This is a genomic window from Mesorhizobium sp. M1E.F.Ca.ET.045.02.1.1, assembly GCF_003952485.1.
Lineage (GTDB): Bacteria > Pseudomonadota > Alphaproteobacteria > Rhizobiales > Rhizobiaceae > Mesorhizobium.
The window spans coordinates 3,295,679-3,321,348 of record NZ_CP034447.1; the positions used below are offsets into that span (position 1 = coordinate 3,295,679).

Genomic DNA, 25,670 nt, shown 5'->3' on the forward strand with positions numbered 1-25,670 from the left:
CAGTTCCGTGGAGCCATTATGCTGCAACGAGCACAATCGTCCTCGGACCGCCTGGCGGGTGGTACGAAGATGCAGGGGAACGGCGCGCAAAGTTCGGCCGAAAGCGCGTCGCTCAGCTATGTCAGCGATGCCGATCCGGGCATCCGGCGCCGGAGAAAAGGCAAGGGATTTGATTACGCTGACCCGAACGGAGGCGCGGTCAGCGCGGCGACGCTTGACCGCATCAAAGCGATCGTTATTCCGCCCGGGTGGACGGATGTTTGGATTTCGCCTGACCCGGACGGGCATATCCAGGCGACCGGCCGGGATCAGCGCGGGCGCAAGCAGTACCGCTATCACGCGCAATGGACCGAGGAGCGGGACGGCGTCAAATATTCCAGCCTTGTCGCTTTTGCCGAGGCGTTGCCTGAACTGCGGAGCCGCATCGATGCCGACCTGCGCCGGCACGGCCTGCCGCAGCAGCGTGTGGTCGCAGCGATCGTCTGGCTGCTCGACAACACCATGATCCGCGTCGGCAATGCCGCCTACGCCCGGGACAACAAGAGCTTCGGGCTGACCACGCTGCGCGACCGACACGTCGATATCGAGGGTTCGAGGCTGCGCTTCGCCTTCAAGGGCAAGTCCGGCAAGGAATGGAAGCTGAGGCTCGTCGACCGCCGCATCGCCAAAATCGTGCGCGGAGCGCAGGACCTGCCGGGCCAGAACCTGTTCCAGTATCTCGACGAGGAAGGAAACCGCCGGCCGGTGCGCTCCGAGGATATCAACCGCTACATCCGTGAGGCGTCCGGCGTGGAATTCAGCTCAAAACATTTCCGCACCTGGGGCGGCACAATTCATGCGGCGTCGCTGTTTGCGCAGACGGAACTGCCCGAAAGTGCCCCCCAGCAAAAGCGGATGATAAACAGCATCGTCGACAAGGTCGCCGAACGATTGGGCAACACGCGAGCCGTCTGCCGCAAATGCTACATCCATCCGCTGGTCTTCGAGGCGTGGTCGCAAGGCAAGCTGCTCGACGAAATGGCGGAAGCCAACAGACGGAAGCGTCTCATGCCCGGCCTCGACGAAGAGGAGACGCTGGTGCTCAGATGGCTGCAAGCGCGCGGAGCCTGACATATCGCGAGGGCACGGGATAAGCCCGTGATCGCCCTATGAATTTTTTTTGTCGACCTTGTGTCGGGAAGGGTCCTACTGTCGCGTCCTTTGATACGGAAAGGACGAGACCATGCTCTACGCCATCCTCTGCTACGCCTCCGAAGACGTCGTCTGCTCCTGGAGCAAGGAACAGGACGACGAGGTGATGGCAAAGCTCCTCAACGTACAGGACAAATACGCCAAGGCAGGTCGGCTTGGACCCGTGGCCCGTCTCTTGCCGACCACCGCCGCGACGACGCTGAGGAAGGTCAAGGGGGAATCGGTCGTGCTCGACGGGCCCTTCGCCGAGACCAAGGAGCAGTTCCTCGGCTTCTACACGCTCGAATGCCGCGACCTTGACGAGGCGGTCGATTTCGCCCGCGAGCTCTCCGAGGTCAATCCGAGCGGCGGCTCCTACGAGATCAGGCCGATCTCCATCTTCAATCCGACCAAGGTTGCCGTATGACCGATCTTGCCTGGATCAGCAACGCGATCAGCACCGCCCGTCCGCAGGCGATGGGCGCGCTGCTGCGCTATTTCCGCGATCTCGACGCCGCGGAAGAAGCTTTCCAGGACGCATGCTTGAGGGCATTGAAGAACTGGCCGAAAAACGGGCCGCCGCGCGATCCGGCGGCCTGGCTGATCTTCGTCGGCCGCAACAGCGGCATCGACGCGGTGCGCAAGCGCTCCAAGCAGGCGCCGCTGCCGGAAGAGGACCAGATCTCCGATCTCGATGACGCCGAAGGCGATATGGCCGAGCGGCTGGACGGCGCGCATTATCGCGACGACATCCTGCGGCTCTTGTTCATCTGTTGTCATCCGGACCTGCCGGCGACACAGCAGATCGCAGTGGCGCTGCGCATCGTCTCCGGCATCACCGTCAAACAGATCGCGCGCGCCTTTCTTGTCGGCGAAAGCGCCATGGAGCAGCGCATCACCCGTGCCAAGGCGCGCATCGCGGACGCCGGCGTGCCGTTCGAGACGCCAGGCGCGGTCGAGCGGTCGGAGCGTCTCGCGGCGGTCGCCGCCATGATCTACCTCATCTTCAACGAAGGTTACTCGACCAACAGCGGCGAGGCGCCGGCTCGCGCGCCACTGTGCGAGGAAGCGATCCGGCTTGCCCGGCTGCTGCTCAGGCTCTTTCAGACCGAGCCCGAGATCATGGGTCTGACGGCGCTGCTGCTTCTCCAGCATGCGCGCGCGCCGGCGCGCTTCGACGAGAATGGCGAGATCGTGCTGCTCGAGGATCAGGACAGGTCGCTGTGGAGCCGCAAGATGATCGACGAAGGCCTGGCCTTGGTGGACAAGGCGCTGCGCCATCGCAAGCCCGGCCCCTACCAGGTGCAGGCGGCGATCGCGGCGTTGCATGCGCGCGCGGCGACGCCCGAGGATACCGACTGGACCGAGATCGACCTGCTCTACGGCCTGCTCGAGCAGATGCAGCCCTCGCCGGTGGTGACGCTCAACCGCGCCGTCGCGGTGAGCAAGGTGAGCGGACCTGAAGCCGCGCTCGCCATGATCGAGCCGCTGGAAGACAGGCTGTCCGGCTATTTCCACTTCTTCGGCCTGAGGGGCGGACTGTTGATGCAGCTTGGCCGCAATGAGGAGGCGCGCGTGGCCTTCGACCGTGCGATCGCTTTAGCCAACACCGCCGCCGAGGCCGCTCACATCCGCATGCACATTGACAGGCTGATCAAGGAAAGCGCCGAAAAGCCGGTCCACAAAGCCCGCTGATCCCCCCTCCGGCGCCTGGCCCAATTTTGCGAGCCGGGCTTGGACCATGCCGGGGTGGCGGTTTTTCCCTGAAACGAGTAATGCCACGCCATCAAAGCGCCTGGACGTGCCGGAGGGCGCGCCAAGCATGGCGCAAGGCTTCGACGCTCGCCATATCCGGGCGGGATCTGAAAGGGACAAAAATGACGATAGCGAAGGAAACGGCCTCACTTCTGGAGAAACTTGGCGTCGCCAAGGACGCGCTTTCCGGCGGCGACCTCGTCGTGCGCAGCCCGGTGACGGGCGAGCAGATCGCGGCGCTGAAGACGATTTCTGCCGCCGATGCAAGCAAGGCCATCGACGCCGCGCACAAGGCCTTCCAGGCCTGGCGGCTGGTGCCTGGGCCGAAGCGGGGCGAATTGGTGCGCCTGCTTGGCGAGGAATTGCGCGCGCACAAGGCGGAACTCGGCCGGCTGGTGTCGATCGAGGTCGGCAAGATCCCGTCCGAGGGGCTCGGCGAGGTGCAGGAGATGATCGACATCTGCGATTTCGCCGTCGGCCTTTCGCGCCAGCTCTACGGCCTGACCATCGCCACCGAGCGGCCCGGTCACCGCATGATGGAAACCTGGCATCCGCTCGGTGTCGTCGGCGTCATTTCGGCCTTCAACTTCCCGGTCGCGGTATGGTCGTGGAACGCGGCGCTCGCGCTCGTCTGCGGCGACGCGGTGGTGTGGAAGCCGTCGGAAAAGACGCCGTTGACGGCGCTTGCCTGCGACGCGGTCTTCAAGCGTGCCGTGAAGCGCTTCGGCGCCGATGCCCCGGAAGGCCTGCTCCAGGTGCTGATCGGCGACCGCGCCGTCGGCGAGGTGCTGGTCGATCATCCCAAGGTGCCGCTCGTGTCTGCCACCGGCTCGACCCGTATGGGCCGCGAGGTCGGTCCGCGGCTGGCGAAGCGCTTCGCCCGCGCCGTGCTGGAGCTTGGCGGCAACAATGCCGGCATCGTCTGCCCGACCGCCGATCTCGACATGGCGCTGCGCGCCATTGCCTTCGGCGCCATGGGCACCGCCGGCCAGCGCTGCACGACTCTGCGGCGCCTGTTCGTGCATGAGAGCGTCTACGACGCGCTGCTGCCGCGCCTGAAGAAGGCCTATCAGAGCGTCTCGGTCGGCAATCCGCTGGAGACGTCGGCGCTGGTCGGACCGTTGATCGACAAGGCCGCCTTCGACAACATGCAGAAGGCGCTGAAGGAAGCCGAAGCACATGGCGGCAAGGTGACCGGCGGCACGCGGTTCGAGAACGGCCACCCCGACGCCTACTATGTGCATCCGGCGCTGGTCGAGATGCCGAAGCAGGTGTCACCTGTGACGGAAGAAACCTTCGCGCCGATCCTCTACGTGATGAAATATTCCGATTTCGACGAGGCGCTCGACCTGCACAATGCTGTGGGCGCCGGCCTGTCGTCCTCGATCTTCACCCGCGACCTGCAGGAATCGGAACGCTTCCTCGGCGTCGACGGATCGGATTGCGGCATTGCCAACGTCAATATAGGCACCTCCGGCGCCGAGATCGGCGGCGCATTCGGCGGCGAGAAGGAAACCGGCGGCGGCCGTGAGAGCGGCTCGGACGCCTGGAAGGCCTATATGCGCCGGGCCACCAACACGGTGAACTTCTCGAAGGCGCTGCCCTTGGCGCAGGGCGTGTCGTTCGACATCGACTGAGACATGCGAGCGGTTCAGCTTGGAGAAGCTGAACCGCTCGATACTGCTCCTCGGAAAGCCTTGCCTGTCGCTGGATCGAACAGGCGAAGCGCGTCTTCATCGAAGGCAAAGGCGCATGGCTGGCCCTTGGCAACGCGGCTCCGCGGCGGCAAGGTTGCCGTGAGCCTCTGCGCGCCGATCCGGGCTGTGGTGACCTGCTCGGGCCCGGTCAGCTCGACCACATCGATCTCGACGGGCAGCGACAATTCGGCGCCAGTGCCTGACCCGAGGCGGAGCGCTTCGGGCCTGATCCCGACAACGACTTTGGCGCCGTTCCGGGCCGCGCTCGCGTAACGGGGCGGCAACGCCAGTCGCGTGTCGGTGCCGGCTATGGCAAGCTTGCCATCCTCAACCACCGCTTCCAGCACGTTCATCGCAGGCGCGCCGACGAAGCCGGCGACATAGAGGGTCGCCGGCTGGTTGTAGATCTCCTCCGGCGTGCCGAGCTGTTCGATGCGGCCGTCGCGCATGACGGCGATGCGGCTCGCCAGCGTCATCGCCTCGATCTGGTCGTGCGTGACATAGACGACCGTGGTCCGCAGCATCTCGTGCAGGCGCTTGAGCTCGGTGCGCATCTCGAGACGCAGCTTGGCGTCGAGATTGGAGAGCGGCTCGTCGAACAGGAATACCTGCGGCTTGCGCACCAGCGCCCGGCCGATGGCGACGCGCTGGCGCTGGCCGCCGGAAAGCTGGCCGGGCTTGCGGTCGAGCAGGCTTTCGATCTGCAGGAGCTTGGCTGCCTCACGCACCGCCTTGTCGCGTTCGTCCGCGGGGACTTTTCGCATCTCCAGGCCGAAGCCGATGTTGCGGCTCACGGTCAGGTTTGGATAAAGCGCATAGGACTGGAAGACCATGGCGATGTCGCGGTTCTTGGGATGCACGCCGAGCACCGAGCGGCCGCCGATCAGCACGTCGCCACTGGTCGCCTCGGCGAGCCCGGCAATGATGTTGAGCAAGGTCGACTTGCCGCAGCCGGACGAGCCGAGCAACACCAGGAACTCGCCACTCTCAAGCGAGATGTCGATGCCTTTCAGGGTTTCGACGCTGCCGTAGCTCTTGCGGATATCGCGGATTTCAAGCGCGCTCATTGACGGCTTCCTCGAAAAGCATCGGCCCGCCATAGTCGCGGGGCAAGGTGGAGATGGCGCGTGAGGCCACCCGGATCGCGGCGGAAAGGCAGTTGGCCAGCGGCCGCTCCCGCGCCAGCGCGGCGAGGAAGGCGGCGTTGAAGACATCGCCGGCGCCGATCGTGTCGACGACTTTCACACGGGGCGCCGGGACTTCGATGAGTTGGCCGTCGGCGCCGATGGCGATCGCGCCGTCGGGCCCGCGCTTGACCACGACAGTCGCGCCCTTCCTCATTCCGTCGCGGATCTTGCGCGCGGCGTCCGCCGGACTTGCCAGCCCGGCCAGCGTCGTCGTCTCGACCTCGTTGAAGAGGGCCAACTCGCAGCGCGACAGCCAATCTCGGGTGGCGTTGCAGTTCTTCGCCGTCCAGCCGTCGATCGGCCAGCCGGTATCGAGCGCGACGGCGATATGATGCGCCTCCGCCCAGTCGAAAAAGGCGCCGTAGTCTCGGGTGAGGTCATCGGTCAGGAAGGAGCCGCAAATGAGCGCGTAGCCGCCGGAAAGCCGCTTGCCGTCGAGAACGGCAAGAACGTCGTCCAGGCTGAAGCGGGGCAGATGACCGCGTGTGGTGAAGAAAGTGCGTTCTCCGTCCGGGTGCGTCATGCCGACCGACAGCGTCGTGCCCTCCGGACGCACCGGCCATTTCTCGGCACGCGAGCCGAAAGCCTCGCGCAGCCAGCGACCGAACTGGTCGTCGCCGAGATTGGCGGCGATATCGAAATCGATGCCCAGCGCCTGCCAGGCTAGCGCTGTGTTGCCGGCCTGGCCGCCGACGCGCAGGTCGTCATGATCCACGACGGTCTCGGTTCCCGCCTTCGGCCATGGCGCGACCGGGCCGACGATCAGGTCGACATTGACGTTGCCGATCACCGCAAGCGGCCGCATCATTCGCTCCGCGTGATCTTGGTGGTGCGGACCGGCGTCCCGGCATTGTCGACACGGGCATCGGCGAAGGCGATCATCAGGCGCTGCGCCACCGGCAGCATGGCGAAGATCGCCGCCAGCCCGGAGGCTGGTTTGAAAGCCAGCGTGACCGCGTCACCGACCGGCGGCTTGCCCGAGGCGTCGAAGATGATCAGCCGCGCGCCTGCCTCGACGACGGAAAGCGCCATCGCGGTGACGAGGTCGGATGTCGGATCCTCGCCGCGAAAGAGAATGACGCCGATTTTTGGACCGAGCATTTCCATCGGTCCGTGGCGAAGCTGGCCGCCTTCGAGCGAATAGCATGGCAGGCGCGACAGTTCGGTGAGGCCGAGCGCCAGCGCTTCGGCCAGCCCCTGCAGGCTGCGGCCGGAAGTGACGACGGTCGCCACCTCGTTCAGTGCCGCCAGCGCGGCGTCGATCGCGATAGCTTCCGGGGCTTCCAGCGCCGCAAGCGCTGGCGCGGGATCGTCCCCGAGCGCCGAGAGGATCGCCAGATGCAAGGCGAAGGTCACGGTCAGGCTGCGCGTCGCGGCGAAGGCAAGCTCGGTGCCGCCGGCGCCGACAAGGCAAGGAACCGTCCGGCCGAGGAAGGAGCCGGCTTCCAGCGTCAGGCCGAAGGTGTCGGCGCGCTGGCCAGGCTCAGAGAACCACCGCACCACCTCCGCGCTTTCTCCGGATTGCGAGGTGACGAGCACCGTCTTGCCGGCAAGCGGCAAGGGCTGGCCGAGCTGCTCGGACAGCGGCATCGCGATGGCATCGATGCTGTGCGCGCGATAAAGCGGCTCGACAGCGCGGGCAACCGCATGCGAGGCACCCATGCCGAGCAGGATCAGCCTGCCGTTCCGCCTGATCGAGGCCGCGACCTGGCCGGCGGCATCCTCGTTGTTCTTGAACGAGGCAAGCGCGTCCCCATGTTGGCGCGCCATCTCGCGGTCGATTGCGACAAGCCCTGCCGGTCGAGGTTTTTCCGCAGTCATCACTATCCTTTGTTATCCTTTCACACCGCCGCTGGTCAGGCCCGAGATCAGCGCGCGCTGCATGACGAGGCCGATCAGCACCGGCGGCAAGGCAGCGAGCACGCCGGCGGTGGCGATCAGCCCGTAGTCGGAAACGCGGCCGCCGGCGAGATCGGCGATGGCGACCGTCAAGGTCTTTGCCCGCTGGTCCGAAGTGAAGAGCAGGGCATAGAAGAACTCGTCCCAGGCCAGCAGCACGGCAAACAGCGCCGATGTCGCCACCACGGGCGCAGCCAGCGGCAAGGTCAGGATGCGCCAGGTCTGGAACAGCCCGGCGCCGTCGATCATGGCGGCGGCCTCGATCTCGCGCGGGATGGCATCGAAGCCCGATTTCATCAGCCAGGTGGTGAAGGGCGCCAGGATCGTCAGGTAGATCAGCGCCAGGCCGAAGACGTTGTTGAGCAGGCCGAGATAGGAGAGCCCCATATAGAGCGGCACGGAGAGCGCCACCGGCGGCAGCATATAGGTGGCGATCACCATGGACAGCGACCAGCCGACCGCAGGTGTGCGCGAAACTGCCCAGCCGGCCGGCACCGCAAGCAGGATGGCGGCGAGCGTCGCCATGCCCGCGACCTCGAGGCTGTTGCGCAGCGATGCGGTGAAGGCGGCGCCGGCGCTGTTTTCGACCGTCGACAAAAGTTGCGCGTAGCGGGAGAAGTCGGCGCTTTGCGGCCACCAGTGCAGCGGCTTGGCGGCGAGATCGGCCGCCGGCGAAATGCTCATGACGAAGAGCCAGACGAGCGGGGCCAGGATCACGGCGGCAAGCAGGATGGCGCAGGCGTAGATGAAAGCTGTGAAAAGCGGGGACTTGCGTTCCATCAGGCGGCGCTCCCCGCGGTGTTCCTGACCAGCGCCGCATAGGCGACGGCAAGCGTGGTGACGAGCAAGGTGACGATCAGCGCCAGCGAGGCGCCGGAGCCGGCACGCTGGAACGAGAAGGCCTCCTGGTAAACGAGGATCGACAGCGAGCGGGTGCTGTTGGCCGGCCCGCCGCGGGTCATCACCCAGATGATGTCGAAGACCTTGAAGGCTTCGATGGTGCGCAGCACAAGTGCCACCATCAGCGGGCCGGCAAGATAGGGCAGGATGACGAAGCGGAAGCGCGCGAAGGGACCGGCGCCGTCGACAAGTGCTGCGGCGTTGATGTCGCGCGGCACCGCCTGCAGGGCGGCGAGCGCAATGAGGGCCACCAGCGGAAAATTCTTCCAGCAATCGGCGACGATCAGCGCCGCGAGCGCCGTTCCGGGCTCGCCCAGCCAGGACCGGTAGCTGTCGATCAGATGCAGTTGCGTAAGGGCTGCGTTCAGCGCGCCATATTCGGGATTGTAGATCAGCCGCCAGAGCGTGGCGTTGACGACGGTCGGCAGCGCCCAGGGCAGGATCATCAGTCCACGCAGCACGGTGCGGCCGCGGAATTCCTGGTTGAGCAGAAGCGCGGCAAGCACGCCGATAACCATTTCCGCGGCAACGGAAATGACGGCGAACCAGGTGGTGGTGGTCAGCGTGCGGGTGAAGTTCGAGCTGGTCAGCATCTTCGAATAGTTGTCGATGCCGACGAAATTGCCTGCAGTGCCGACGAGCTTGGCGTCGGTGAAGGAAAGGCCAACCGTGTCGACCAGCGGCCAGCCGATGACGGCGACCATGACCACGAGAAGCGGCAGCATCAGCAGCCACGCACGGGTCGTCATCCAGGTGCCTGACATCGAAGGCGCCTCTCTTCCTTCATCCGATCAAGAAACAACACGGGCGGCGCTCGCGCATGAGGCCGCCCGTTGAGGAACGATAGATCAGAGGCCGCTGTTCTGGGCCGCCGTCTTCAGCGCGTCTTCAGGCGTCGTCTGGCCGAGCAGCGATTCCTGGATGGCCTGCTGCAGGGCGGTCGACAGCTCCTGGTATTTCGGCGTGGTCGGACGCGGATACATCGCAGCCAGACCGCGCTTGGCGGCGGCGATCAATTCTTCCTGGCCCTTGGTCACTGCCGGATCGTCATAGGACGAGGCCCAGATCGGCAGCGAGAGCTTGGCATACTGGTTCTGCGTCGCCTGCGAGGTCATGAACTCGATGTACTTCCAGGCTTCGTCCGGGTGCTTTGAGACAGCGGTGATGCCAAGGCCCATCGAGCCGTTGACGGCCGAGACCTCGCTGGTGCCGGCAACGCCCGGCGCCGGCACGACGCCGACCTTGCCGGCGACCTTCGAGTCCTTCGGATCGTTGGCCATGTTGTACATGTAGGTCCAGTTGAGCGCGAAGGCGGCATCGCCGTTTTCGAAGACCTTGCGGACGTCTTCTTCCAGGAATTCCTTGGAATTGGGATTGGTGAGGCCCGACTTGTAGCTGTCGACCATGTATTTCAGCGCCGAGACGCCGCCGCCGTTCTGGAAGTCCGGCTTGCCATCCTTGAGGAAATCGCCGCCATAGGCGCTGACGAGCGTGGTGTAGTCGCAGATCGCGGCTTCGGCCTGCGACCAGCTCCAGGCGATCGGCGTCTTCAGCAACCCCTTGTCCTGGATGATCTTGGCCTGCTCGCCCAGCTCTTCCCAGGTCTTCGGCGGCGCCTTGATGCCGGCCTTCTCCAGGATTTCCTTGTTGTAGAACAGGTACTTGGTGTCGAGGATCCAGGGCATGCCGTAGTATTTGCCGTCATACTGGACGGTGGTCCAGGCGCCGGGCAGCACGCCCTTCTTCATATCGTCGGTGATCTTCGACGACACGTCGACCAGCACCTTGTTGGTCGCGTATTCGGCCGGCCAGATGACGTCGAACAAAACGACGTCGTAGCCGCCGCCCGACCCTTGCGCGAGCACGGTCTTGTCGTGCAGGCCCTCGTACGGAACGAATTCGAGATTGACCTTGATGTCCGGATTGGCCTTGGTGAAGCCCTCGGTCATGGCGCGGACATCCGCCTCGCTGTAGGCGGCCTGGGCCATGAAGAGCGCATTCAGCGTGGTCTCGGCAAAGGCGTGCGGGACAAGCAACCCGCCAACGCAGACCGCGCCGAGAAGTGTCCTACCGATCGATTTCAGCATCTTTTTTCTCCCATTTCGACATTTGCGGGTGGCGGCGCGCGCCGCTTCTCCGAATGCTATCGCGTGTGACCGGATCTGCCGGGACGGTGGGGCGGCGAGGGCTCGGCGCCTTGCCGTCTTTTTCTCGAAACCGTACCGGTCTTCACCATTAAGTCAATTCGCTTGACTTAATTAGTCATGCAATCCTTTAATGGAGTCAAGGGGGAAACGCAGGTGCACGACATCAGCCCGATCCGCGCCAAGAGCGGCACCAACCAGGAAGGGACCAGCGCGCACAACCGCCGCGTCATGATCGAGGCGCTGCGGCTCAACGGCGCGCTTTCGCGCGCCGACCTGGCGCGGGCGACCCAACTCACCAAGCAGGCGGTTTCGAACATCGTCGAGGATCTCGAACGCGACGGCCTGGTCGTGGCGCTGGACACGGTGCGCAAGGGCAGGGGGCAGCCCTTCACGCCCTACAGGCTGGTGCCCGAAGGCGCTTTCGCCATCGGCCTGCAGATCGACCGCCACCTGACACGCGTGGTGGTGGTCGATCTGGTCGGCAGCGTGATAGTGCGTGCCGAGGCCAACTTGCCGCTCGACGAGCCGTCGCCGGGTGTCCAGACCATCCTCGCTCTCATCGCACGTGTCAGGCGCGAACTGGCCGGCATCACCGAGCAGTTCGAACGGCGGCTGGTCGGTCTCGGCGTCGCCATGCCGGGGCCGTTCGGCCTGAAAGAATCCGACGACAAATGGATGATGCCTGCCTGGCAGCAGTACCCACTGCTGGAGACGCTTGCGGCAGGCACCGGACTGAATGTCGGACTGCAGAACGATGCCGCCGCCTGCGCCACGGCGGAGCGCATCGTCGGCGCCGCGCACGGTGTCGATCACGCGGTCTGCCTCTATGTCGGCTATGGCATCGCCGCGGGGCTGATCCTGAATGGCGAGCTCTACAATGGCGGCAACGGCAATGCCGGCGAGATCGGCAGGGCGCTTTTGTCGCCGGCCGGCCCCGGCGCGACGCCACTCGAGCACCGTGCCTCGCTTGCTTCGCTCTACCAGCATCTCGGCCTCGATCCCGCCGATGCCAATCTCTACGCAAGATTGGCGGCCTTGGCTGCTGCGGATGATCCCAAGGTCCTGGGCTGGATCGAGGGTGCTGCATCCGATCTGCGCTGGAGCGTGCATCTCATCGAAACGATCTTCGATCCGCAGACCGTGATCCTCACCAGCGGTGCGCCCGAGCCTTTGGCCCGGCGCCTCCTGCAGGCCATGCATCCGCTGCTGCCGTCCATCGCCGACCGCCCCGAGCGGCGATTGCCGCGCCTGCAGCTCGGCATCACCGATCCCTGGGCGATTGCGGTGGGCGCCGCGGCCGAGCCGATCAGCAGGGCTTTCGACCCGCGCTTCTCGGCGATCCTCAAGGCCGGATAGGCGCCCCCATTTCGCCAGCCGCGGGAAAACAGGCGTCGAAAGCCGCGTCGACGATTGCGAGCTTGGCTGCCTGCACGGCCATGTATTCCTCGAAGAACTGTCGCGAGACCCACATGACGGAATGTCCGCGCTGACCGACCCAGCCGATGCTGCCAAGCGCTTCGGCATCATGGAGCTTGCGCGCCAGATGGGTGCGCGACAGCTTCAGCCAATGCGCGAATTCGCCGATCGAAATGACGCTGGTCGGTATCCTGTCGAGACTGGCGTCGTCCGGATCGATGCCCGCCATCAGCCAGTCCATGACGATGCCGCCGTTGTTCAGCCAGATAAACAACGAGAAGGTTTGCTCGGGCTCCCGCACCGGACCGGATGCCAGCAAGCCGTCGCAGATCAACGGCTGCAGCTTTGCCAGCACATCGGGCTGCTCGAGGAAGGTTGCCAGCCGGGTTCCGCCATCGATTCGATCGAGCGTCCTCAAATGGGCGTGAATCCAGGCGGTGAAGGTTTCAATGGTGGCCGCGGTCACCCGCAAGGGGTGGGCACGGCCATCACCTCTGGTCGAAACATATTCGGCGATGTTGTAGTGCAGCATTTCCTTGACGAACGCCTCGGCGGTGTTGCGGCTGGCGACCGAATTGCGGCGCACGGCCTCGATGAAACGCGCCACTGTCATCTCGGTGCGGCGGTCGTCGGGGTCGCGCCTGAAATGCAAGGCGAGCCCGACATGGCCGAGCAGCCAGCGCTGCTGGGTGGCAAAGACGGCGGCAAGGCGCGGGCTGGTCTCGTAGACATGGATGAGCGCGCGCGACTGCTCCTGCACACTGCGGAGAGCTGCAGGATGACTGGCGATCTCTTCGGCGCTCAGCGGCATTTCCTGCGGCACTCCATTCGATTCCAAGCAACTGCAAATGAAGATTTATAGCCTTCGCCGGTTGTGTCCAGTTGCCGATTGGAACAACGAATGACCGCTCGGCGATTTCTTTGCCAACCCCTTGCATCGATTTGGAAAACCCCTCCCCGGTAATTGTTGGCCAGCAGTCGTGCCTCGGATGTCTCGTGTAAGTGAGCAGGCCGGCTCCATCTTCGCGGCGCGGGCGGACGACGCCGGCCTTTGCAACTTGCGGGCCGCATCTTATCGTGGCGGCTTGAATCCATCGCCTCAGGCCGCCGAGTGAAACGATGCCGAGAACGATAAGGACGCTGACCGCCGGCGAGGTGGAAACGCTCGTCGACTGGGCGGCGGGGGAGGGCTGGAATCCAGGCATCGACGACGCCGCCGCGCTGCGCGCGGCCGATCCGGAAGGGTTCATCGGCGCCTTTGCCGGCGGCGAGATGGTGGCCGGCATTTCGGCCGTCGCCTACGGCTCGGGCTTCGGCTTCATCGGCCTTTACATCTGCCGGCCCGACCGGCGCGGCGAAGGCCATGGCAAGGCGGTATGGGATGCCGGCATGGAACGGCTCGGCGACCGTATCATCGGCCTCGACGGCGTGGCCGAGCAACGGGCCAACTACCAGCGCAAGGGGTTCGCGCCCGCCTATCAGACCGTCCGCTTCAGCGGTCGTCCGGTCGGACTGGCCGGGCGCAGCGACATCCTGCCCGTGATGGCCGCGAGCACAGCCGGGATCCTGGCTTACGACCGCCAGTGCTTCCCGGCGCCACGAGAGGCCTTCCTGCGGGAATGGCTGCAGCCGCCTCGGATTGCGCTCATGTCCGCAGGTTCGGCCGGCATTGCCGGCTTTGGCGTGGCGCGGAGATGCCGGGAGGGATTCAAGGTCGGGCCGCTGTTCGCCGACGACATGGACATAGCCCTGGCGTTGGTGGCGGAACTGGCGGGCAAAGCGGCGGGCGAAGCGCTGCATATCGACGTGCCGGCCACCCAGTTCGGATTCACCGCCATGCTTCAGGCTGCCGGCATGGTTGCGGGCTTCACCACGACCCGCATGTACAAGGGCGGCAAGCCTGGCAACGCACCGACGAAGGTTTTCGGCATCACAACGCTGGAACTGGGGTGATCCAGGGCCGAAGGACCAGACCTGTTGGGATCATTGCCTGTTGGGATCATTGTTTGTCCGGCGTGGTGCATGCGGCATGACTTCCGGACATGGTTGGCATGTGCTCGCGGCGGCGTTTCGTGGAGGTTATCGAATGGCTGGCAGGACGGTCCTGATCGCGGGCGGCGCCGGAGGGATGGGTTTCGCGACCGGACTTCGCCTCGCGGCAGACGGCGAGCGGATCGCGCTCGCCGACCTTCCTGGCCTCAAACTCGACGAGGCCGTGGCAAGGATTACCGCGACAGGCGCGAAAGCGATCGGCTTGCCGCTCGACATCCGCTCCGTTGCTGCCTGCCGCGAAGCGGTGGACAAAGCCCGTGAGTGGGGAGGTGGCCTGGACATTCTCGTGAACGCCGCTGGCGTCTGGCTGGAGGGGCCGGCCAGCGACGTCCAGGAAGCGCAATGGGACTTGGTGCTGGACGTCAACCTCAAGGGCGCGTTCTTCCTGATCTCGGCCGCCATTCCGCATCTGTCGGCGGCGCAAGGCGTCGTCATCAACATTGCGTCCGACGCCGGCATCGTCGGCAATAACGGCGCGGCGGTCTATTGCGCCTCCAAGGGCGGGCTGGTGCTTTTGACCAAGGCTCTCGCGCTGGAACTTGCCCCGCACGGCATCAGGGTCAACGCCGTCTGTCCCGGCGACACGGCGACGCCGATGATCGAGTATCAGGCGAGGACCTATGGCGGAAATGACCCGGACGGTTACAAGCGGAAGCTTCTGGGGCACTACCCGCAATGGGAAAGAGCTCGCTTCATCACCGTGGAAGAGATCGCTTCCTTCATCCACTATCTTTGCCAGCCTGGCGCGGCGCCGATCACCGGAGCGGTGCTTCCGATCGATTTCGGCGTCAGCGCCGGATACTGAGTGGCAGGGGCATCGGCTTCGTCGCCTGGAGGGTTCATGGTCGTGTTTCGCAAATCCCGCACGGCGCTGGTGACCGGCGCGGGCGCCGCCGACGGCATCGGCGTCGCCGTCGCGCGCGCTCTTGGCGAAGCCGGGCTTGCCGTCGCGATCACCGCTTCGTCGCAACGTGTCGAGCAACGCGCCGAGGAGCTGCGGGCCGACGGGCTCGACGTTCGTGCGGTCGTGGCCGACCTGACGCGCGCGGCGAATGTCGAGCGGCTATGCTCGGAGGTCTGCGAGGTCGATATCCTCGTCAACAATGCCGGGATGGGCACGGTGGCCCAGCCGGCGCTGCAGCGGCGATTTCTCGACCTCAGCGAAAGCGACTGGGACCGGGGCATCGATGTCAGCTTGAAGACCGCGTTTCTTAGCACGCGCGGATTCCTGGCCGGCATGGTTCAGCGCCGCCATGGACGCGTGGTCAACATGGCCTCGGTCACCGGACCTTACGTCTCCAATGAAGGCGATGCCGCCTACTCGGCCGCCAAGGCGGGCATGGTCGGCCTCACCCACGCGCTTGCGCTGGAGGTCGGCCGCAGCGGCGTCACCGTCAACGCCGTGGCGCCGGGCTGGATCGCCACCGGCGCCTCGACGCCGGAAGAGCTCGTCGCCGCGCAACAAACGCCGCTTGGACGCGCCGGCACACCGCAAGAAGTCGCCGCCGCGGTCCTGTTCCTGGCCTCAGACGGGGCAAGCTACGTCAACGGCGCGGTTCTCGTCGTGGATGGCGGCAACATCCTGCAGGAGCGCAAGGGCTGACCACGAAGGTCAGCCCTCGGCCGTATCCGCCACTGCGTCCGGCACCACCACCAGCTTGCCGACGAAGTCCTTGGCCATGAAGTCTGTCTGGGCGCGGTGGAAGTCCGACAGTTTGTAAACGCCGCCGACCAGCGGCTTGATCTTCTTTTCCTCGATGTAGCGGACGATGCGGCGGAAATCCGCCCGCGTGCCCTGGCTCGAGCCGTGAAGCTGCAACTGCTTCAGATACATGGTGCGTAGATCGAGCTGCACCACCGGTCCCGCGATGGCGCCGGCGGTGGTGTAGCGGCCTTCGGGTCTGAGAATGCGCAACAGATCGTTGAAGATGGCGCCGCCGACAAGATCGGCGACCACGTCGATGGGCTGGCCGCCGGTCGCCTCGTTGACGGCGGCCGGCAGGTCGGCCACGCCGCGCGTGATCACCTTTTCGGCGCCGATGTCGAGCACGGCCTGCTCCTTGCCCTTGCCGGCGATGGCATAGGGAATGGCGCCGCGCGCCCGTGCCAACTGGACAATGCCGGAGCCGACGCCGCCGGAGGCGCCCGTGACCAGCACGCGCTCGCCGGCTCTCAAGCCCGCGCGCTCCAGCATCTGCTCGCCGGTGAGATAAGCACAGCAGAAGGTGGCCAGCTCGACATCGCTCAAGTCGGTGTCGACGACATGCGCGTTCTCGGCCGGCAGCGCCTGGTATTCGGCATAACCGCCGTCGCGGCCATGGCCCATATAGTCGATGTCGGCCAGCGAATCGTCGTCGCGGTTGTAGATGGAGAAGTCGACCATCACCCGCTCGCCGATGCGCTCGGCGGACACACCGTCACCGACAGCGACGATCGTTCCAACCGTGTCGGTGCCCTGGATGCGCGGGAAGGTCAGCGTGTTGCCCTGCCGGCGCCAGGTCGACACCGCGGCCGCATCTTCCTCGGTGCCATAGGCGCCCTGGCGGACCCAGACGTCGGTGTTGTTCATGCCGCAGGCACTGACCTTGACCAGCACCTCGCCGGCAGCCGGCGAGGGCACCTTCACGTCGGTGCGGTAGACGAGCTTCTCCATGCCGCCATGGCCGGTGAGCTGCACGGCGGCCATGGTTGCTGGAATGGTGGGATGGGACTTCATGGATGTTACTTCCAACTGTGCAGGTCAGCGCTGCCCCTCACCCATACCCTCTCCCCGTGAAGAACGGGGAGAGGCGGATCGCCAGCGCTGGAGCTTGTCCCTTCTCCCCGTCTTTCACGGGGAGAAGGTGCCGGCAGGCGGATGAGGGGCAGCGCCAAGGGTCGAAAATCAGAGAGCCGAGAGCACGCTGTTCACGGCGTCGGCGGTCTTCGCCACCACAATGTCGGCCTCCTCGCGCGTCAGGCAGAGCGGCGGCGCGAAGCCGAGGATGTCGCCCTGCGGCATGGCGCGGCCGATGACGCCGCTGGCTGCCAGCGCCGTGGCGATCTGCGGACCGACCTTCAGCGCCGGATCGAAGAAGACGCGGTCGTCGCGGTCCTTCACGAACTCGACCGCCGCCAGCATGCCGTCGCCGCGAACCTCGCCGACATGCCTGTGGCCGCCGACGGCCTTGGCGAGCTCGGTACGGAAATAGGCGCCGGTCTCGCCGGCGTTCCTCACCAGGTCCATCTCGTCGATCAGCTCGAGATTGGCGACGCCCGCGGCAACGCAGATCGGGTGCGCAGAATAAGTCCAGCCATGGCCGAGGGAACCCAGCTTGTCGGAGCCCTTGACCAGCACCTGCCAGACCTTGTCGGAGACGATGACGCCGGAAAGCGGCGCGTAGGCGGAGGTCAGGCCCTTGGCGATGGTGATCAGGTCGGGCTTGATGCCGTAGTGGTCGGAGCCGAACATCGTGCCGAGACGGCCGAAGCCGGTCACCACCTCATCGGCGACGAGCAGCACGTCGTACTTGTTCAGCACGGCCTGGATCTTTGCCCAATAGCCGGCCGGCGGCGGCACGATGCCGCCGGTGCCGAGGATCGGCTCGCCGATGAAGGCCGCCACCGTATCCGGGCCTTCGGCGAGGATCATTTCCTCGAGCTTGTCGGCGCAATATTGCGAGAACTGCTCCTCGCTCATCGAGCGGTCGGCACGGCGGAAATAGTAGGGCGCCTCGGTGTGCATGATCGGCGCGCGCGGCAGGTCGAAGGCGTTGTGGAACAGTTCGAGCCCGGTCAGCGAACCCGTCATCACGCCCGAGCCGTGATAGCCGCGCCAGCGCGAGATGATCTTCTTCTTCTCCGGCCGTCCCAGGACGTTGTTGTAGTACCAGATCAGCTTGATGTTGGTCTCGTTGGCGTCGGAGCCGGAGAGGCCGAAATAGACCCTCGACATGCCCTTCGGCGCGCGGTCGATGATCATCTTGGCGAGCGTGATCGACGCCTCGGTGCCGTGGCCGACATAGGCGTGGTAGTAGGCGAGGTTCTTCGCCTGGGTGGCGATCGCATCGGCGATCTTCTGGCGGCCATAGCCGACATTGACGCAATAGAGGCCGGCGAAGGCGTCGATGCTCTTCCTGCCGGTGTCGTCCCAGACGGTGACGCCTTCGCCGCCGGCCATGATGCGTGCCGGCGATTCACCGCGCGCATGCGTGCCCATATGCGTCGAGGGATGGAAGAAGTGGTCGCGATCCCAGGCGGCGAGTTCGTTGGACCGTTCGAGCATGTTTTTCTCCTTGTTGGGTTCCTGTAGGGCGCGCTTAGGCGACGTCCAGGCAAAGGTATTTCAGATCGGTGAAGGCCTCGAGGCCGTGGCGCGAGCCTTCGCGGCCGATGCCGGACTGTTTGACGCCGCCGAACGGGATCGGCGCGCCGGTGATCTTGACCCGATTGATCGCGACCATGCCGTATTCCAGCGCGCGACCCATGCGCGCCTGCCGCGCGCCGTTCTCGGTCACGACATAGGCGACGAGGCCATATTCGGTGGCATTGGCGCGGGCGACAACCTCGGCTTCGTCGTCGAACGGCGTCACGGCGGCGACAGGACCGAAGGTTTCCTCATGCATGATCAGCGCGTCGTCCGGCAAATCGACGAGCAGTGTCGGCTGGTAGAACAGCGGCCCGGCCGCATGGCGCTTGCCGCCGGACAGGCAGCGCGCGCCGCGAGCCAGCGCGTCGGCGACCTGCTCCTCCACCTTCTTGACGGCGCGCTCATGCATCAGCGGCCCGATATCGGCATCGGCGGAAAGCCCGTTGCCGGTGCGCAGACGCTCGATGCGACGGGCGAAGGCGGCGCAGAAGCGGTCGTAGATTTGGTGCTGCACATAGACGCGGTTGGCGGCCAGGCAATCCTGGCCGGAGGTGGCGAATTTCGCGTCGATCGCGATCGTCACCGCCTTGTCGATATCGGCGTCGTCGAAGACGATCAGCGGCGCGTGGCCGCCGAGCTCCATCACCAGCCGCTTCATGGTCGGCGCGCTCTGCGCGGCGATCAGCCTGCCGACTTCGGTCGAGCCGGTGAAGCTCATGGCGCGAACCCTGGCATCGGCGCACATCGCGCCGACGATCGTGCGGGCATCGCCGGTGACGACATTGAAGACGCCGGCCGGCAGTCCGGCGCGCTCGCCAAGTTCGGCTAATGCCAGCGCCGACAGCGGCGTCTCGGAGGACGGATGCGCCACCACGGTGCAGCCGGCGGCAAGCGCCGCCGCGGCCTTGCGGGTGAGCATGGCCGACGGAAAGTTCCATGGGGTGACGACACCGACCACGCCGAGCGGCTCGCGGCGCACCGTCATCTCGGCGTTGGGCAGATGGCTGCTGACGCTTTCGGCATTGAGGCGTTTCGCTTCCTCGGCATACCACTCGACAAAGGAGGCGGCGTAGTCGATCTCGCCAAGCGATTCCTTGAGCGGCTTGCCCTGTTCCAACGTCATCAGCAGCGCAAGGTCGTCCTTGGCGGCGATCATCAGCTCGAACCATTTTCGCAAAATCCTGGAGCGCTCCTGCGGCAGGGCAGAGCGCCAGGCGGGCAGGGCGCGGGACGCCGCGTCGATCGCGTCGATCGTCTGACCGGCATCGAGCGCGGCGACGAAGGCCACGGTGGAACCGGTGGCGGGATCGGTGACCTCGAAGCTCGCGGCCGAATGGCCAGCCGTCCAGTGGCCGCCGACATAGCCGAGATCGCGCAGCAGACGGCGATCGGTCAGGCGGTCCAGTGCTTCGTGGCGGTGCGGGCGTGCAAAATGCGCTGACATCGATATCTCCCGGTGCCTATGCGATGTGGAGAGACTAGCCGCGCGACTGAGACAGAGAGGCTGTTTCGGCAGCCGCTTGTAGAGAGATTGTCTCTATTCGGAGGCAGGGCAGGACGATCTCTCTCCTAGCCTCAGACGTACGCTGCAACTGAGGCGGAGTCCCCCTCACCCGGATTGCCGACCGAATTGCGAAGGGCAACTGGGGGCAATCCGACCTCTCTCCGAGGGGAGAGGAGGTCGCCGCGTAGCGGCCGGATAGGGGGCTCACGCTTGCCCCGGCAGCAGGTCGGCGACCGGCAACACCGTCTCCTCCTTCACCGTCTTGGTGACGATGTAGGTGAAGTAACGGTCGATGCCGATCTCGCGTTCCAGCAGAGCGTCGACGAGTCGTTGATAGGCGTCGATGTCGCGCGCCATCACTTTCAGCACATAATCGACGCCGCCGCCGACCGACCAGCAGGCGACGATCTCGGGGATGTCGCGGATGACCCGCTCGAAACGGTCGAAATCGGCTTGGCGGTGGCTCGCAAGCGTCACTTCCATCAGCACCGTCGCCACTGGCGCGATCGCGCGCATGGCGATCGAGGCGTGATAGCCGGAAACGATGCCGGCCTTCTCCAGCTTGCGCAGCCGCATCCAGCAGGGCGTCGGCGAGAGGCCGACCTTCTCGGCCAGCGCCAGCTTGGTGATGCGCCCGTCGCGCTGGATGGCGTCCAGGATCTTGAGGTCGATCGGGTCGAGTTTCGCTGCCGCCATGCCGGCTCCGTTTTCTGTCCAAGACACCATGACGATGCATTATTTCGATTGTCAATTGCACTGATTTCGATCTCTAATAAGTCATGACATTATGGCAGCCAGATCCCGCTCTCATCCGCCGGCCGGCCTACCTTTCGCTGGCCGACCAGTTCGCGCGCGCGATCCATGACGGGCGGCTCGCCAATGGCGCTCGGCTGCCGACGCACCGACGCCTTGCGGATGACCTGAAACTTTCCGTGCAGACCGTCAGCCGCGCCTATGAGGAGCTGATTCGCCGCGGCCTGATCTCCGGCGAGATCGGACGCGGCAGCTTCGTGCAGACGCAGCGCCGCGAGCCGGATCCGCCCTACCTCCCAGAACGGTTGGGCGAGGTCATCGATCTTTCCATCCTGAAGCCGGTCTGCGAGCCGATGCATCTGGAGAAGCTGAAGCAGGCACTGGGGTGGCTCTCCGAGAACCTGCCGTCGAGCTCGGCGCTGTCGTTCCGGCCGAACATGGTGTTCCCGCGCCATCGCGCGGTGGCCGTCGAGTGGCTGAAGCTCTGCGGCCTCGAAGCGTCGCCGCAGAATATCTGCCTCACCAATGGCGCCACGGCCGGCATGACGGTGGCGCTGATGAGTGTGGCGCCACCCGGCTCGACCGTCGCCACCGAGGCGATCGGCCACCACACGCTGGTGCCGCTTGCCCGCTATCTCGGCTTCAACCTCGAAGGCCTGCCGATCGACGGCAATGGGCTCATTCCCGAGGCGCTCGACGAGGCCTGCCGTCTGTCGGACATCCGCGCCGTCTTCGTCCAGCCTTCGGTCATCAACCCGACGGCCACCTTGATGGACGCCGCCCGCCGCGAGCAGATCGCGGCCGTCGCGCGCAAGCACGATATCGCCATCATCGAAAACGATGTGCTTGGGCCTCTGGTCGAAGGCCGGCCTCCCGCTGTCGCTGCTTTCGCGCCCGAGCGAACGCTCTACGTCACCTCATTCACCAAGATCGTCGTGCCGGGTTTGCGCATCGGTTATCTCGCCGTGCCGGACCGCTACGTCGCTGCCGTCGCCAACCGCCACCTCGTCTCGAACTGGATGGCGACGCCGATGGTGGCGGAGATTGCGACGCGCTGGGTGAGCGACGGCACGGCGATGGAGCTGGTCAAGTGGCAGCGCGGGGCGCTCAGGCGACGGCAGGAGATCGCGGCGGAAGTGCTCTCGGGCGTCGATTATCGCAGCCATCGCGACGGGCTGCATCTTTGGCTGGAGCTGCCCGGCGACCGGGCCGAGGAGAGCTTTGTCGCGCAGGCGCGCCTGCGTGGCGTGGCGATCGCGCCGGGCACGTCTTTCCGCATCGCCGACACGCCCTGGCATCCGGCCGTGCGTATCTCGCTCGGATCGACCACCGAGGGGGAACTGCGCGCGGGCTTGAGCGTTGTCGCCAAGCTCCTGCTCGGCGATCCGGAGCATCTCCTGCTCGCCATCTGATGCATAAGCGGAGCGCAGATTGCCCTGAAATTGTGCGACGCCCGAAATATTGTCATGATATTATTTTCCTAATTGACATGATTTGGAGTGTTTCGCATCGTTAAGGGCATAGGCTGCTCCAGAACGGGGAAATCTGTTGCCCGCGCCCATTATCAAGGTCGACGCCATTTCGAAGAGCTTCGGTACCTTCAAGGTGCTGGACGGCCTGTCGATGCAGGTCATGCCGGGCGAGAAGCTGGCGCTGATCGGTCCGTCCGGATCGGGCAAGACGACGATCCTGCGCATCCTGATGACGCTGGAGAAGATCGACGGCGGCCACATCCAGATCGACGGCGAGCAGCTCTATCACATGGAGCGCAACGGGCAGCTGCTGCCGGCCGACGAGCGGCACCTGGCCAAGATGCGCCAGAAGATCGGCATGGTCTTCCAGCTCTTCAATCTGTTCCCGCACAAATGCGTCATAGACAACGTGACGCTGGCGCCGATGCTGACCAAGGGCGTCGCGCGCGTCGCCGCCGAAAAGCGGGCGATGGAACTGCTCGACATGGTCGGCCTGGCCGACAAGGCCAAGGCGATGCCGGCGCAGCTTTCCGGCGGCCAGAAGCAGCGCGTCGCGATCGCCAGGGCGCTGGCGCTGTCGCCCAAGATCATGCTGTTCGACGAGGTCACCTCGGCGCTCGATCCCGAACTGGTCGAGGAGGTGCTCAACGTTATGCGCAAGCTCGCCGCCGAGACCGACATGACGATGCTTTTGGTCACCCACGAGATGGGCTTCGCCCACGACTTCGCCGACCGGGTGCTGTTCTTCGACCGCGGCAGGATCGTCGAGGAAGGCAAGCCCGACGAGATTTTCCGCCATCCCAAGCAGGAACGCACGCAGGGCTTCCTGAAGAAGATCATCGCGGCCGGACACCGCGTCTGACCGCAATGCCCCAGGGGCGGTGAAGCCGTCCCGAAGACCAGAAACGGGCGGCGAGAACGCTGTCCCGAACCGAGCAAACCAAGAAGAGAGATAAGGAGTTGGGAACGATGAAGAAACTTGGCATTCTGGCTGGCGTCGCCGGCCTCGCAGTGGCCGCGGTGCTGGTCGCCTCTGGTGCGCGTTCGGCCGACGACGCCAAGCTGGAGGAGCTCAAGGGGCAAGGCTTCGCCCGCGTCGCCATCGCCAATGAGCCGCCCTACACGGCGGTGGCCGCCGACGGCAAGGTCTCGGGCGCCGCGCCCGACGTGGCGCGCGAGATTTTCAAGCGCCTCGGCGTCAACGATATCGTTGCCTCCATCTCCGAATATGGCGCCATGATCCCCGGCCTGCAGGCCGGGCGCTTCGACGTCGTCACCGCCGGTCTGTTCATGAAGCCGGAGCGCTGCGCGGCAGTCGCCTATTCCGAGCCGGTGCTTTGCGATGCCGAGGCGATGCTGGTGAAGAAGGGTAATCCGAAGGGCTTCAAGAGCTATGAGGACATCGCCAAGGACACGTCCGCCACCGTCGGCGCACCTGGCGGCGGCACCGAGGAGAAGCTGGCGCTCACCGCCGGCGTGCCGCGCGACCGCGTCATCGTCGTGCCGGACGGCCAGAGCGGCCTGAAGATGGTGCAGGACGGCCGCATCGACGCCTATTCGCTCCCCGTCCTGTCGATCAACGACCTGATCAAGAAGGCCAACGATCCGAACCTCGAAGTGATCGCGCCGGTGCAGGGCGCGCCGGTCTATTGCGACGGCGCCGCCTTCAAGAAGGGCGACGAGGCGCTGCGCGATGCCTATGACGTCGAGCTCGCCAAGATGAAGAAGTCCGGCGAGTTCGCCAAGATCATCGAGCCCTACGGCTTCTCGGCCAAGGCGGCGATGTCGACGACGCGCGAGAAGCTCTGCGCGGCGAAGTAGGCGCGACTTTTCCTTCTCCCCGTTCACGGGGAGAAGGTGGCCCGAAGGGCCGGATGAGGGGCGGCGCCAGCATTTCAGCGTTCGCGCTGCCCTCATCTGCCTGCCCGCCCTTCGCAGCAGCTACGCTGCAGCTTCGGAGGGTGGACAGCCTCTTCTCCCCGTGAACGGGGAGAAGAGGCTGTCGCGGCTGTCTCGCATAACAGCAAACGATTGGAATTTTGAAACCCAATGACCCAGTGGTCCGGCTATCTCGACCTGATATTGCAGGGAGCGCTTGTCACCATCGAGCTGACGCTGATGGGATCGGTGCTCGCGCTCGTCATGGCCTTCCTCGCCGGCATGGGCCGCGTGTCGCGTTTCTTCATCGTGCGCGCCTTGGCCACGGTCTACATCGAGTTCTTCCGCGGCACCTCGATCTTCGTGCAACTGTTCTGGGCCTATTTCGTGCTGCCCTTCGCCGGCTTGTCGCTGACGCCCTTGCAGGCTGGCGTGCTGGCGCTGGGCTTGAATGTCGGCGCCTATGCGGCGGAAGTGGTGCGCGGCGCCATCCTGTCGATCGGCCGCGAGCAGTACGAGGCCTGCACGGCGCTCAATCTCGGCCGTTGGCAAGGCATGCGCCACGTCATCCTGCCGCAGGCGCTGCTCATCATGCTGCCGACCTTCGGCAACAACGCGATCGAACTGCTCAAGGCGACGTCGGTCGTGTCGCTGATCTCGCTCGCCGACCTCACCTTCCAGGCGCAGGTGGTGCGCTCGCAGACTGGCAGCACGCTGATGCCTTTCGTTTCCGTCCTCGTCATCTATTTCGTGCTTGCGCTGATCATCTCCTGGGGCGTGCGCTCGCTGGAGCGCCGCATGGCGCGCGGCCTCGACGGAGTGCGTGTCTGATGGAATGGGATTGGAATTTTGTCCGGGAGATCATGCCGACGCTGATCCAGGGCGTGAAGATCACGATCCTGGCGACGGTGCTCGGCTCGGTCCTGGCGGCGATCGTCGGCCTGGCGATAGCGCTGGCGCGGCGCTCGCCGAACCGGGCGGTGTCGCGCAGCGTCGGCTGGTTCGCCGAATTCATCCGCGGCACGCCGCTCCTGGTGCAGCTTTACTTCATCTTCTACGTGCTGCCCGACATCGGCATCCTCTTGCCGCCGCTGGTGGCGGGCGTCATCGGGCTCGGTCTGCACTACGGCACCTATACCGCCGAGGTCTATCGCGCCGGCATCGACAATGTGCCGCGCGGCCAGTGGGAGGCCGCCAAGGCCTGCAATCTGAGCGGCCACCACACCTGGACGCATGTCATCCTGCCGCAGGCGATCCCGCCGATGATCCCGGCCCTGGCCAACTATTTCATCGCCATGTTCAAGGAGACGCCGCTGCTTTCGGCGATCACTGTGCTCGAGCTGATGAACCAGGCCAAGAGCGTCGCCAACAGCTACTATCGCTACATCGAACCGATGACGCTGGTTGGCGCCTTCTTCCTCGTCATCAGCATCTGCTCCGTCGTACTCTTGCGCTGGCTGGAGCACCGCTACGGCAGGATCGAAAGATGAAA

Annotated in this window: 24 protein-coding genes; 13 read left to right on the forward strand and 11 right to left on the reverse strand. The window is 65.3% G+C overall.

What is annotated here, in order from left to right; all coding sequences use genetic code 11:
• The first annotated feature begins 18 nt into the window (after positions 1 to 18).
• From EJ070_RS15920 to EJ070_RS15935, 4 genes are all read left to right on the forward strand, one after another.
• Entirely contained in the window at positions 19 to 1,110 is a 1,092-nt protein-coding gene (locus EJ070_RS15920) for a DNA topoisomerase IB (RefSeq protein WP_126092222.1), read from the forward strand.
• Between the two features lie 112 nt (positions 1,111 to 1,222).
• Complete coding sequence (locus EJ070_RS15925) at positions 1,223 to 1,597, forward strand: YciI family protein (protein WP_126092223.1); 375 nt, start codon at positions 1,223 to 1,225, stop codon at positions 1,595 to 1,597.
• The gene (locus tag EJ070_RS15930) at positions 1,594 to 2,865 is read left to right on the forward strand and encodes an RNA polymerase sigma factor (protein WP_126092224.1); all 1,272 of its coding nucleotides are present in this window, start codon (positions 1,594 to 1,596) and stop codon (positions 2,863 to 2,865) included. The genes EJ070_RS15925 and EJ070_RS15930 overlap by 4 nt, the downstream gene beginning before the upstream one ends.
• Positions 2,866 to 3,047: 182 nt before the next feature.
• Positions 3,048 to 4,562, forward strand: coding sequence for an aldehyde dehydrogenase family protein (locus tag EJ070_RS15935; RefSeq protein ID WP_126092225.1), 1,515 nt, complete (start codon positions 3,048 to 3,050; stop codon positions 4,560 to 4,562).
• A 14-nt stretch (positions 4,563 to 4,576) separates the two neighbouring features.
• Here the strand turns inward: EJ070_RS15935 and ugpC are convergent, their stop codons facing one another.
• The 6 genes from ugpC to EJ070_RS15965 all read right to left on the reverse strand — a co-directional run bounded on the left by ugpC (position 4,577) and on the right by EJ070_RS15965 (position 10,695).
• The gene (ugpC, locus tag EJ070_RS15940; protein WP_126092226.1) at positions 4,577 to 5,689 is read right to left on the reverse strand and encodes a sn-glycerol-3-phosphate ABC transporter ATP-binding protein UgpC; all 1,113 of its coding nucleotides are present in this window, start codon (positions 5,687 to 5,689) and stop codon (positions 4,577 to 4,579) included.
• Complete coding sequence (locus tag EJ070_RS15945) at positions 5,676 to 6,614, reverse strand: PfkB family carbohydrate kinase (RefSeq protein WP_126092227.1); 939 nt, start codon at positions 6,612 to 6,614, stop codon at positions 5,676 to 5,678. Before EJ070_RS15945 ends, ugpC begins: the two co-directional genes overlap by 14 nt.
• Complete coding sequence (locus tag EJ070_RS15950; RefSeq protein ID WP_126092228.1) at positions 6,614 to 7,630, reverse strand: SIS domain-containing protein; 1,017 nt, start codon at positions 7,628 to 7,630, stop codon at positions 6,614 to 6,616. Before EJ070_RS15950 ends, EJ070_RS15945 begins: the two co-directional genes overlap by 1 nt.
• A 12-nt stretch (positions 7,631 to 7,642) precedes the next feature.
• Positions 7,643 to 8,488 carry a carbohydrate ABC transporter permease gene (locus EJ070_RS15955; RefSeq protein WP_126092229.1) on the reverse strand — a complete coding sequence of 282 codons (846 nt, stop codon included), beginning with the start codon at positions 8,486 to 8,488 and terminating at the stop codon, positions 7,643 to 7,645.
• A complete protein-coding gene (locus tag EJ070_RS15960; RefSeq protein WP_126092230.1) occupies positions 8,488 to 9,372 on the reverse strand; it encodes a sugar ABC transporter permease in 885 nt (294 codons plus the stop codon). Before EJ070_RS15960 ends, EJ070_RS15955 begins: the two co-directional genes overlap by 1 nt.
• 84 nt (positions 9,373 to 9,456) lie before the next feature.
• Entirely contained in the window at positions 9,457 to 10,695 is a 1,239-nt protein-coding gene (locus EJ070_RS15965; protein WP_126092231.1) for an extracellular solute-binding protein, read from the reverse strand.
• A 213-nt stretch (positions 10,696 to 10,908) separates the two neighbouring features.
• Here EJ070_RS15965 and EJ070_RS15970 point away from each other — a divergent pair, with 213 nt between their 5' ends.
• A complete protein-coding gene (locus tag EJ070_RS15970; RefSeq protein ID WP_126092232.1) occupies positions 10,909 to 12,111 on the forward strand; it encodes an ROK family transcriptional regulator in 1,203 nt (400 codons plus the stop codon).
• On the opposite strand, the gene EJ070_RS15975 is transcribed toward EJ070_RS15970, so the two are convergent.
• Positions 12,098 to 12,982 carry a hypothetical protein gene (locus tag EJ070_RS15975; RefSeq protein ID WP_126092233.1) on the reverse strand — a complete coding sequence of 295 codons (885 nt, stop codon included), beginning with the start codon at positions 12,980 to 12,982 and terminating at the stop codon, positions 12,098 to 12,100. The genes EJ070_RS15970 and EJ070_RS15975 overlap by 14 nt on opposite strands.
• A gap of 308 nt (positions 12,983 to 13,290) precedes the next feature.
• Between EJ070_RS15975 and EJ070_RS15980 the strand changes: the two genes are divergently transcribed.
• The 3 genes from EJ070_RS15980 (at position 13,291) to EJ070_RS15990 (ending at position 15,826) form a co-directional block, all read left to right on the forward strand.
• A complete protein-coding gene (locus EJ070_RS15980) occupies positions 13,291 to 14,124 on the forward strand; it encodes a GNAT family N-acetyltransferase (RefSeq protein WP_126092234.1) in 834 nt (277 codons plus the stop codon).
• Between the two features lie 133 nt (positions 14,125 to 14,257).
• The gene (locus EJ070_RS15985; RefSeq protein ID WP_126092235.1) at positions 14,258 to 15,028 is read left to right on the forward strand and encodes an SDR family oxidoreductase; all 771 of its coding nucleotides are present in this window, start codon (positions 14,258 to 14,260) and stop codon (positions 15,026 to 15,028) included.
• Between the two features lie 36 nt (positions 15,029 to 15,064).
• Complete coding sequence (locus tag EJ070_RS15990; protein WP_126092236.1) at positions 15,065 to 15,826, forward strand: SDR family NAD(P)-dependent oxidoreductase; 762 nt, start codon at positions 15,065 to 15,067, stop codon at positions 15,824 to 15,826.
• 9 nt (positions 15,827 to 15,835) lie between these two features.
• Here the strand turns inward: EJ070_RS15990 and EJ070_RS15995 are convergent, their stop codons facing one another.
• The 4 genes from EJ070_RS15995 to EJ070_RS16010 all read right to left on the reverse strand — a co-directional run bounded on the left by EJ070_RS15995 (position 15,836) and on the right by EJ070_RS16010 (position 20,771).
• Positions 15,836 to 16,939: an alcohol dehydrogenase family protein gene (locus tag EJ070_RS15995; protein WP_126092237.1), complete on the reverse strand. Its 1,104-nt coding sequence runs from the start codon at positions 16,937 to 16,939 to the stop codon at positions 15,836 to 15,838.
• A 168-nt stretch (positions 16,940 to 17,107) separates the two neighbouring features.
• A complete protein-coding gene (locus EJ070_RS16000) occupies positions 17,108 to 18,487 on the reverse strand; it encodes an aspartate aminotransferase family protein (protein WP_126092238.1) in 1,380 nt (459 codons plus the stop codon).
• A gap of 34 nt (positions 18,488 to 18,521) precedes the next feature.
• Entirely contained in the window at positions 18,522 to 20,015 is a 1,494-nt protein-coding gene (locus EJ070_RS16005; RefSeq protein ID WP_126092239.1) for an NAD-dependent succinate-semialdehyde dehydrogenase, read from the reverse strand.
• 264 nt (positions 20,016 to 20,279) lie between these two features.
• Positions 20,280 to 20,771 carry an Lrp/AsnC family transcriptional regulator gene (locus EJ070_RS16010; RefSeq protein ID WP_126092240.1) on the reverse strand — a complete coding sequence of 164 codons (492 nt, stop codon included), beginning with the start codon at positions 20,769 to 20,771 and terminating at the stop codon, positions 20,280 to 20,282.
• Positions 20,772 to 20,854: 83 nt separating this feature from the next.
• Here EJ070_RS16010 and EJ070_RS16015 point away from each other — a divergent pair, with 83 nt between their 5' ends.
• From EJ070_RS16015 to ehuD, 5 genes are all read left to right on the forward strand, one after another.
• Positions 20,855 to 22,240, forward strand: coding sequence for a PLP-dependent aminotransferase family protein (locus EJ070_RS16015; RefSeq protein WP_126092241.1), 1,386 nt, complete (start codon positions 20,855 to 20,857; stop codon positions 22,238 to 22,240).
• A 136-nt stretch (positions 22,241 to 22,376) separates the two neighbouring features.
• A complete protein-coding gene (gene ehuA / locus EJ070_RS16020; RefSeq protein ID WP_126092242.1) occupies positions 22,377 to 23,162 on the forward strand; it encodes an ectoine/hydroxyectoine ABC transporter ATP-binding protein EhuA in 786 nt (261 codons plus the stop codon).
• 107 nt (positions 23,163 to 23,269) lie between these two features.
• Positions 23,270 to 24,121: an ectoine/hydroxyectoine ABC transporter substrate-binding protein EhuB gene (ehuB, locus tag EJ070_RS16025; protein ID WP_126092243.1), complete on the forward strand. Its 852-nt coding sequence runs from the start codon at positions 23,270 to 23,272 to the stop codon at positions 24,119 to 24,121.
• A gap of 228 nt (positions 24,122 to 24,349) precedes the next feature.
• Positions 24,350 to 25,009 carry an ectoine/hydroxyectoine ABC transporter permease subunit EhuC gene (ehuC, locus tag EJ070_RS16030; RefSeq protein WP_126092244.1) on the forward strand — a complete coding sequence of 220 codons (660 nt, stop codon included), beginning with the start codon at positions 24,350 to 24,352 and terminating at the stop codon, positions 25,007 to 25,009.
• Complete coding sequence (gene ehuD / locus EJ070_RS16035) at positions 25,009 to 25,668, forward strand: ectoine/hydroxyectoine ABC transporter permease subunit EhuD (protein ID WP_126092245.1); 660 nt, start codon at positions 25,009 to 25,011, stop codon at positions 25,666 to 25,668. The genes ehuC and ehuD overlap by 1 nt, the downstream gene beginning before the upstream one ends.
• Positions 25,669 to 25,670 lie beyond the last annotated feature (2 nt).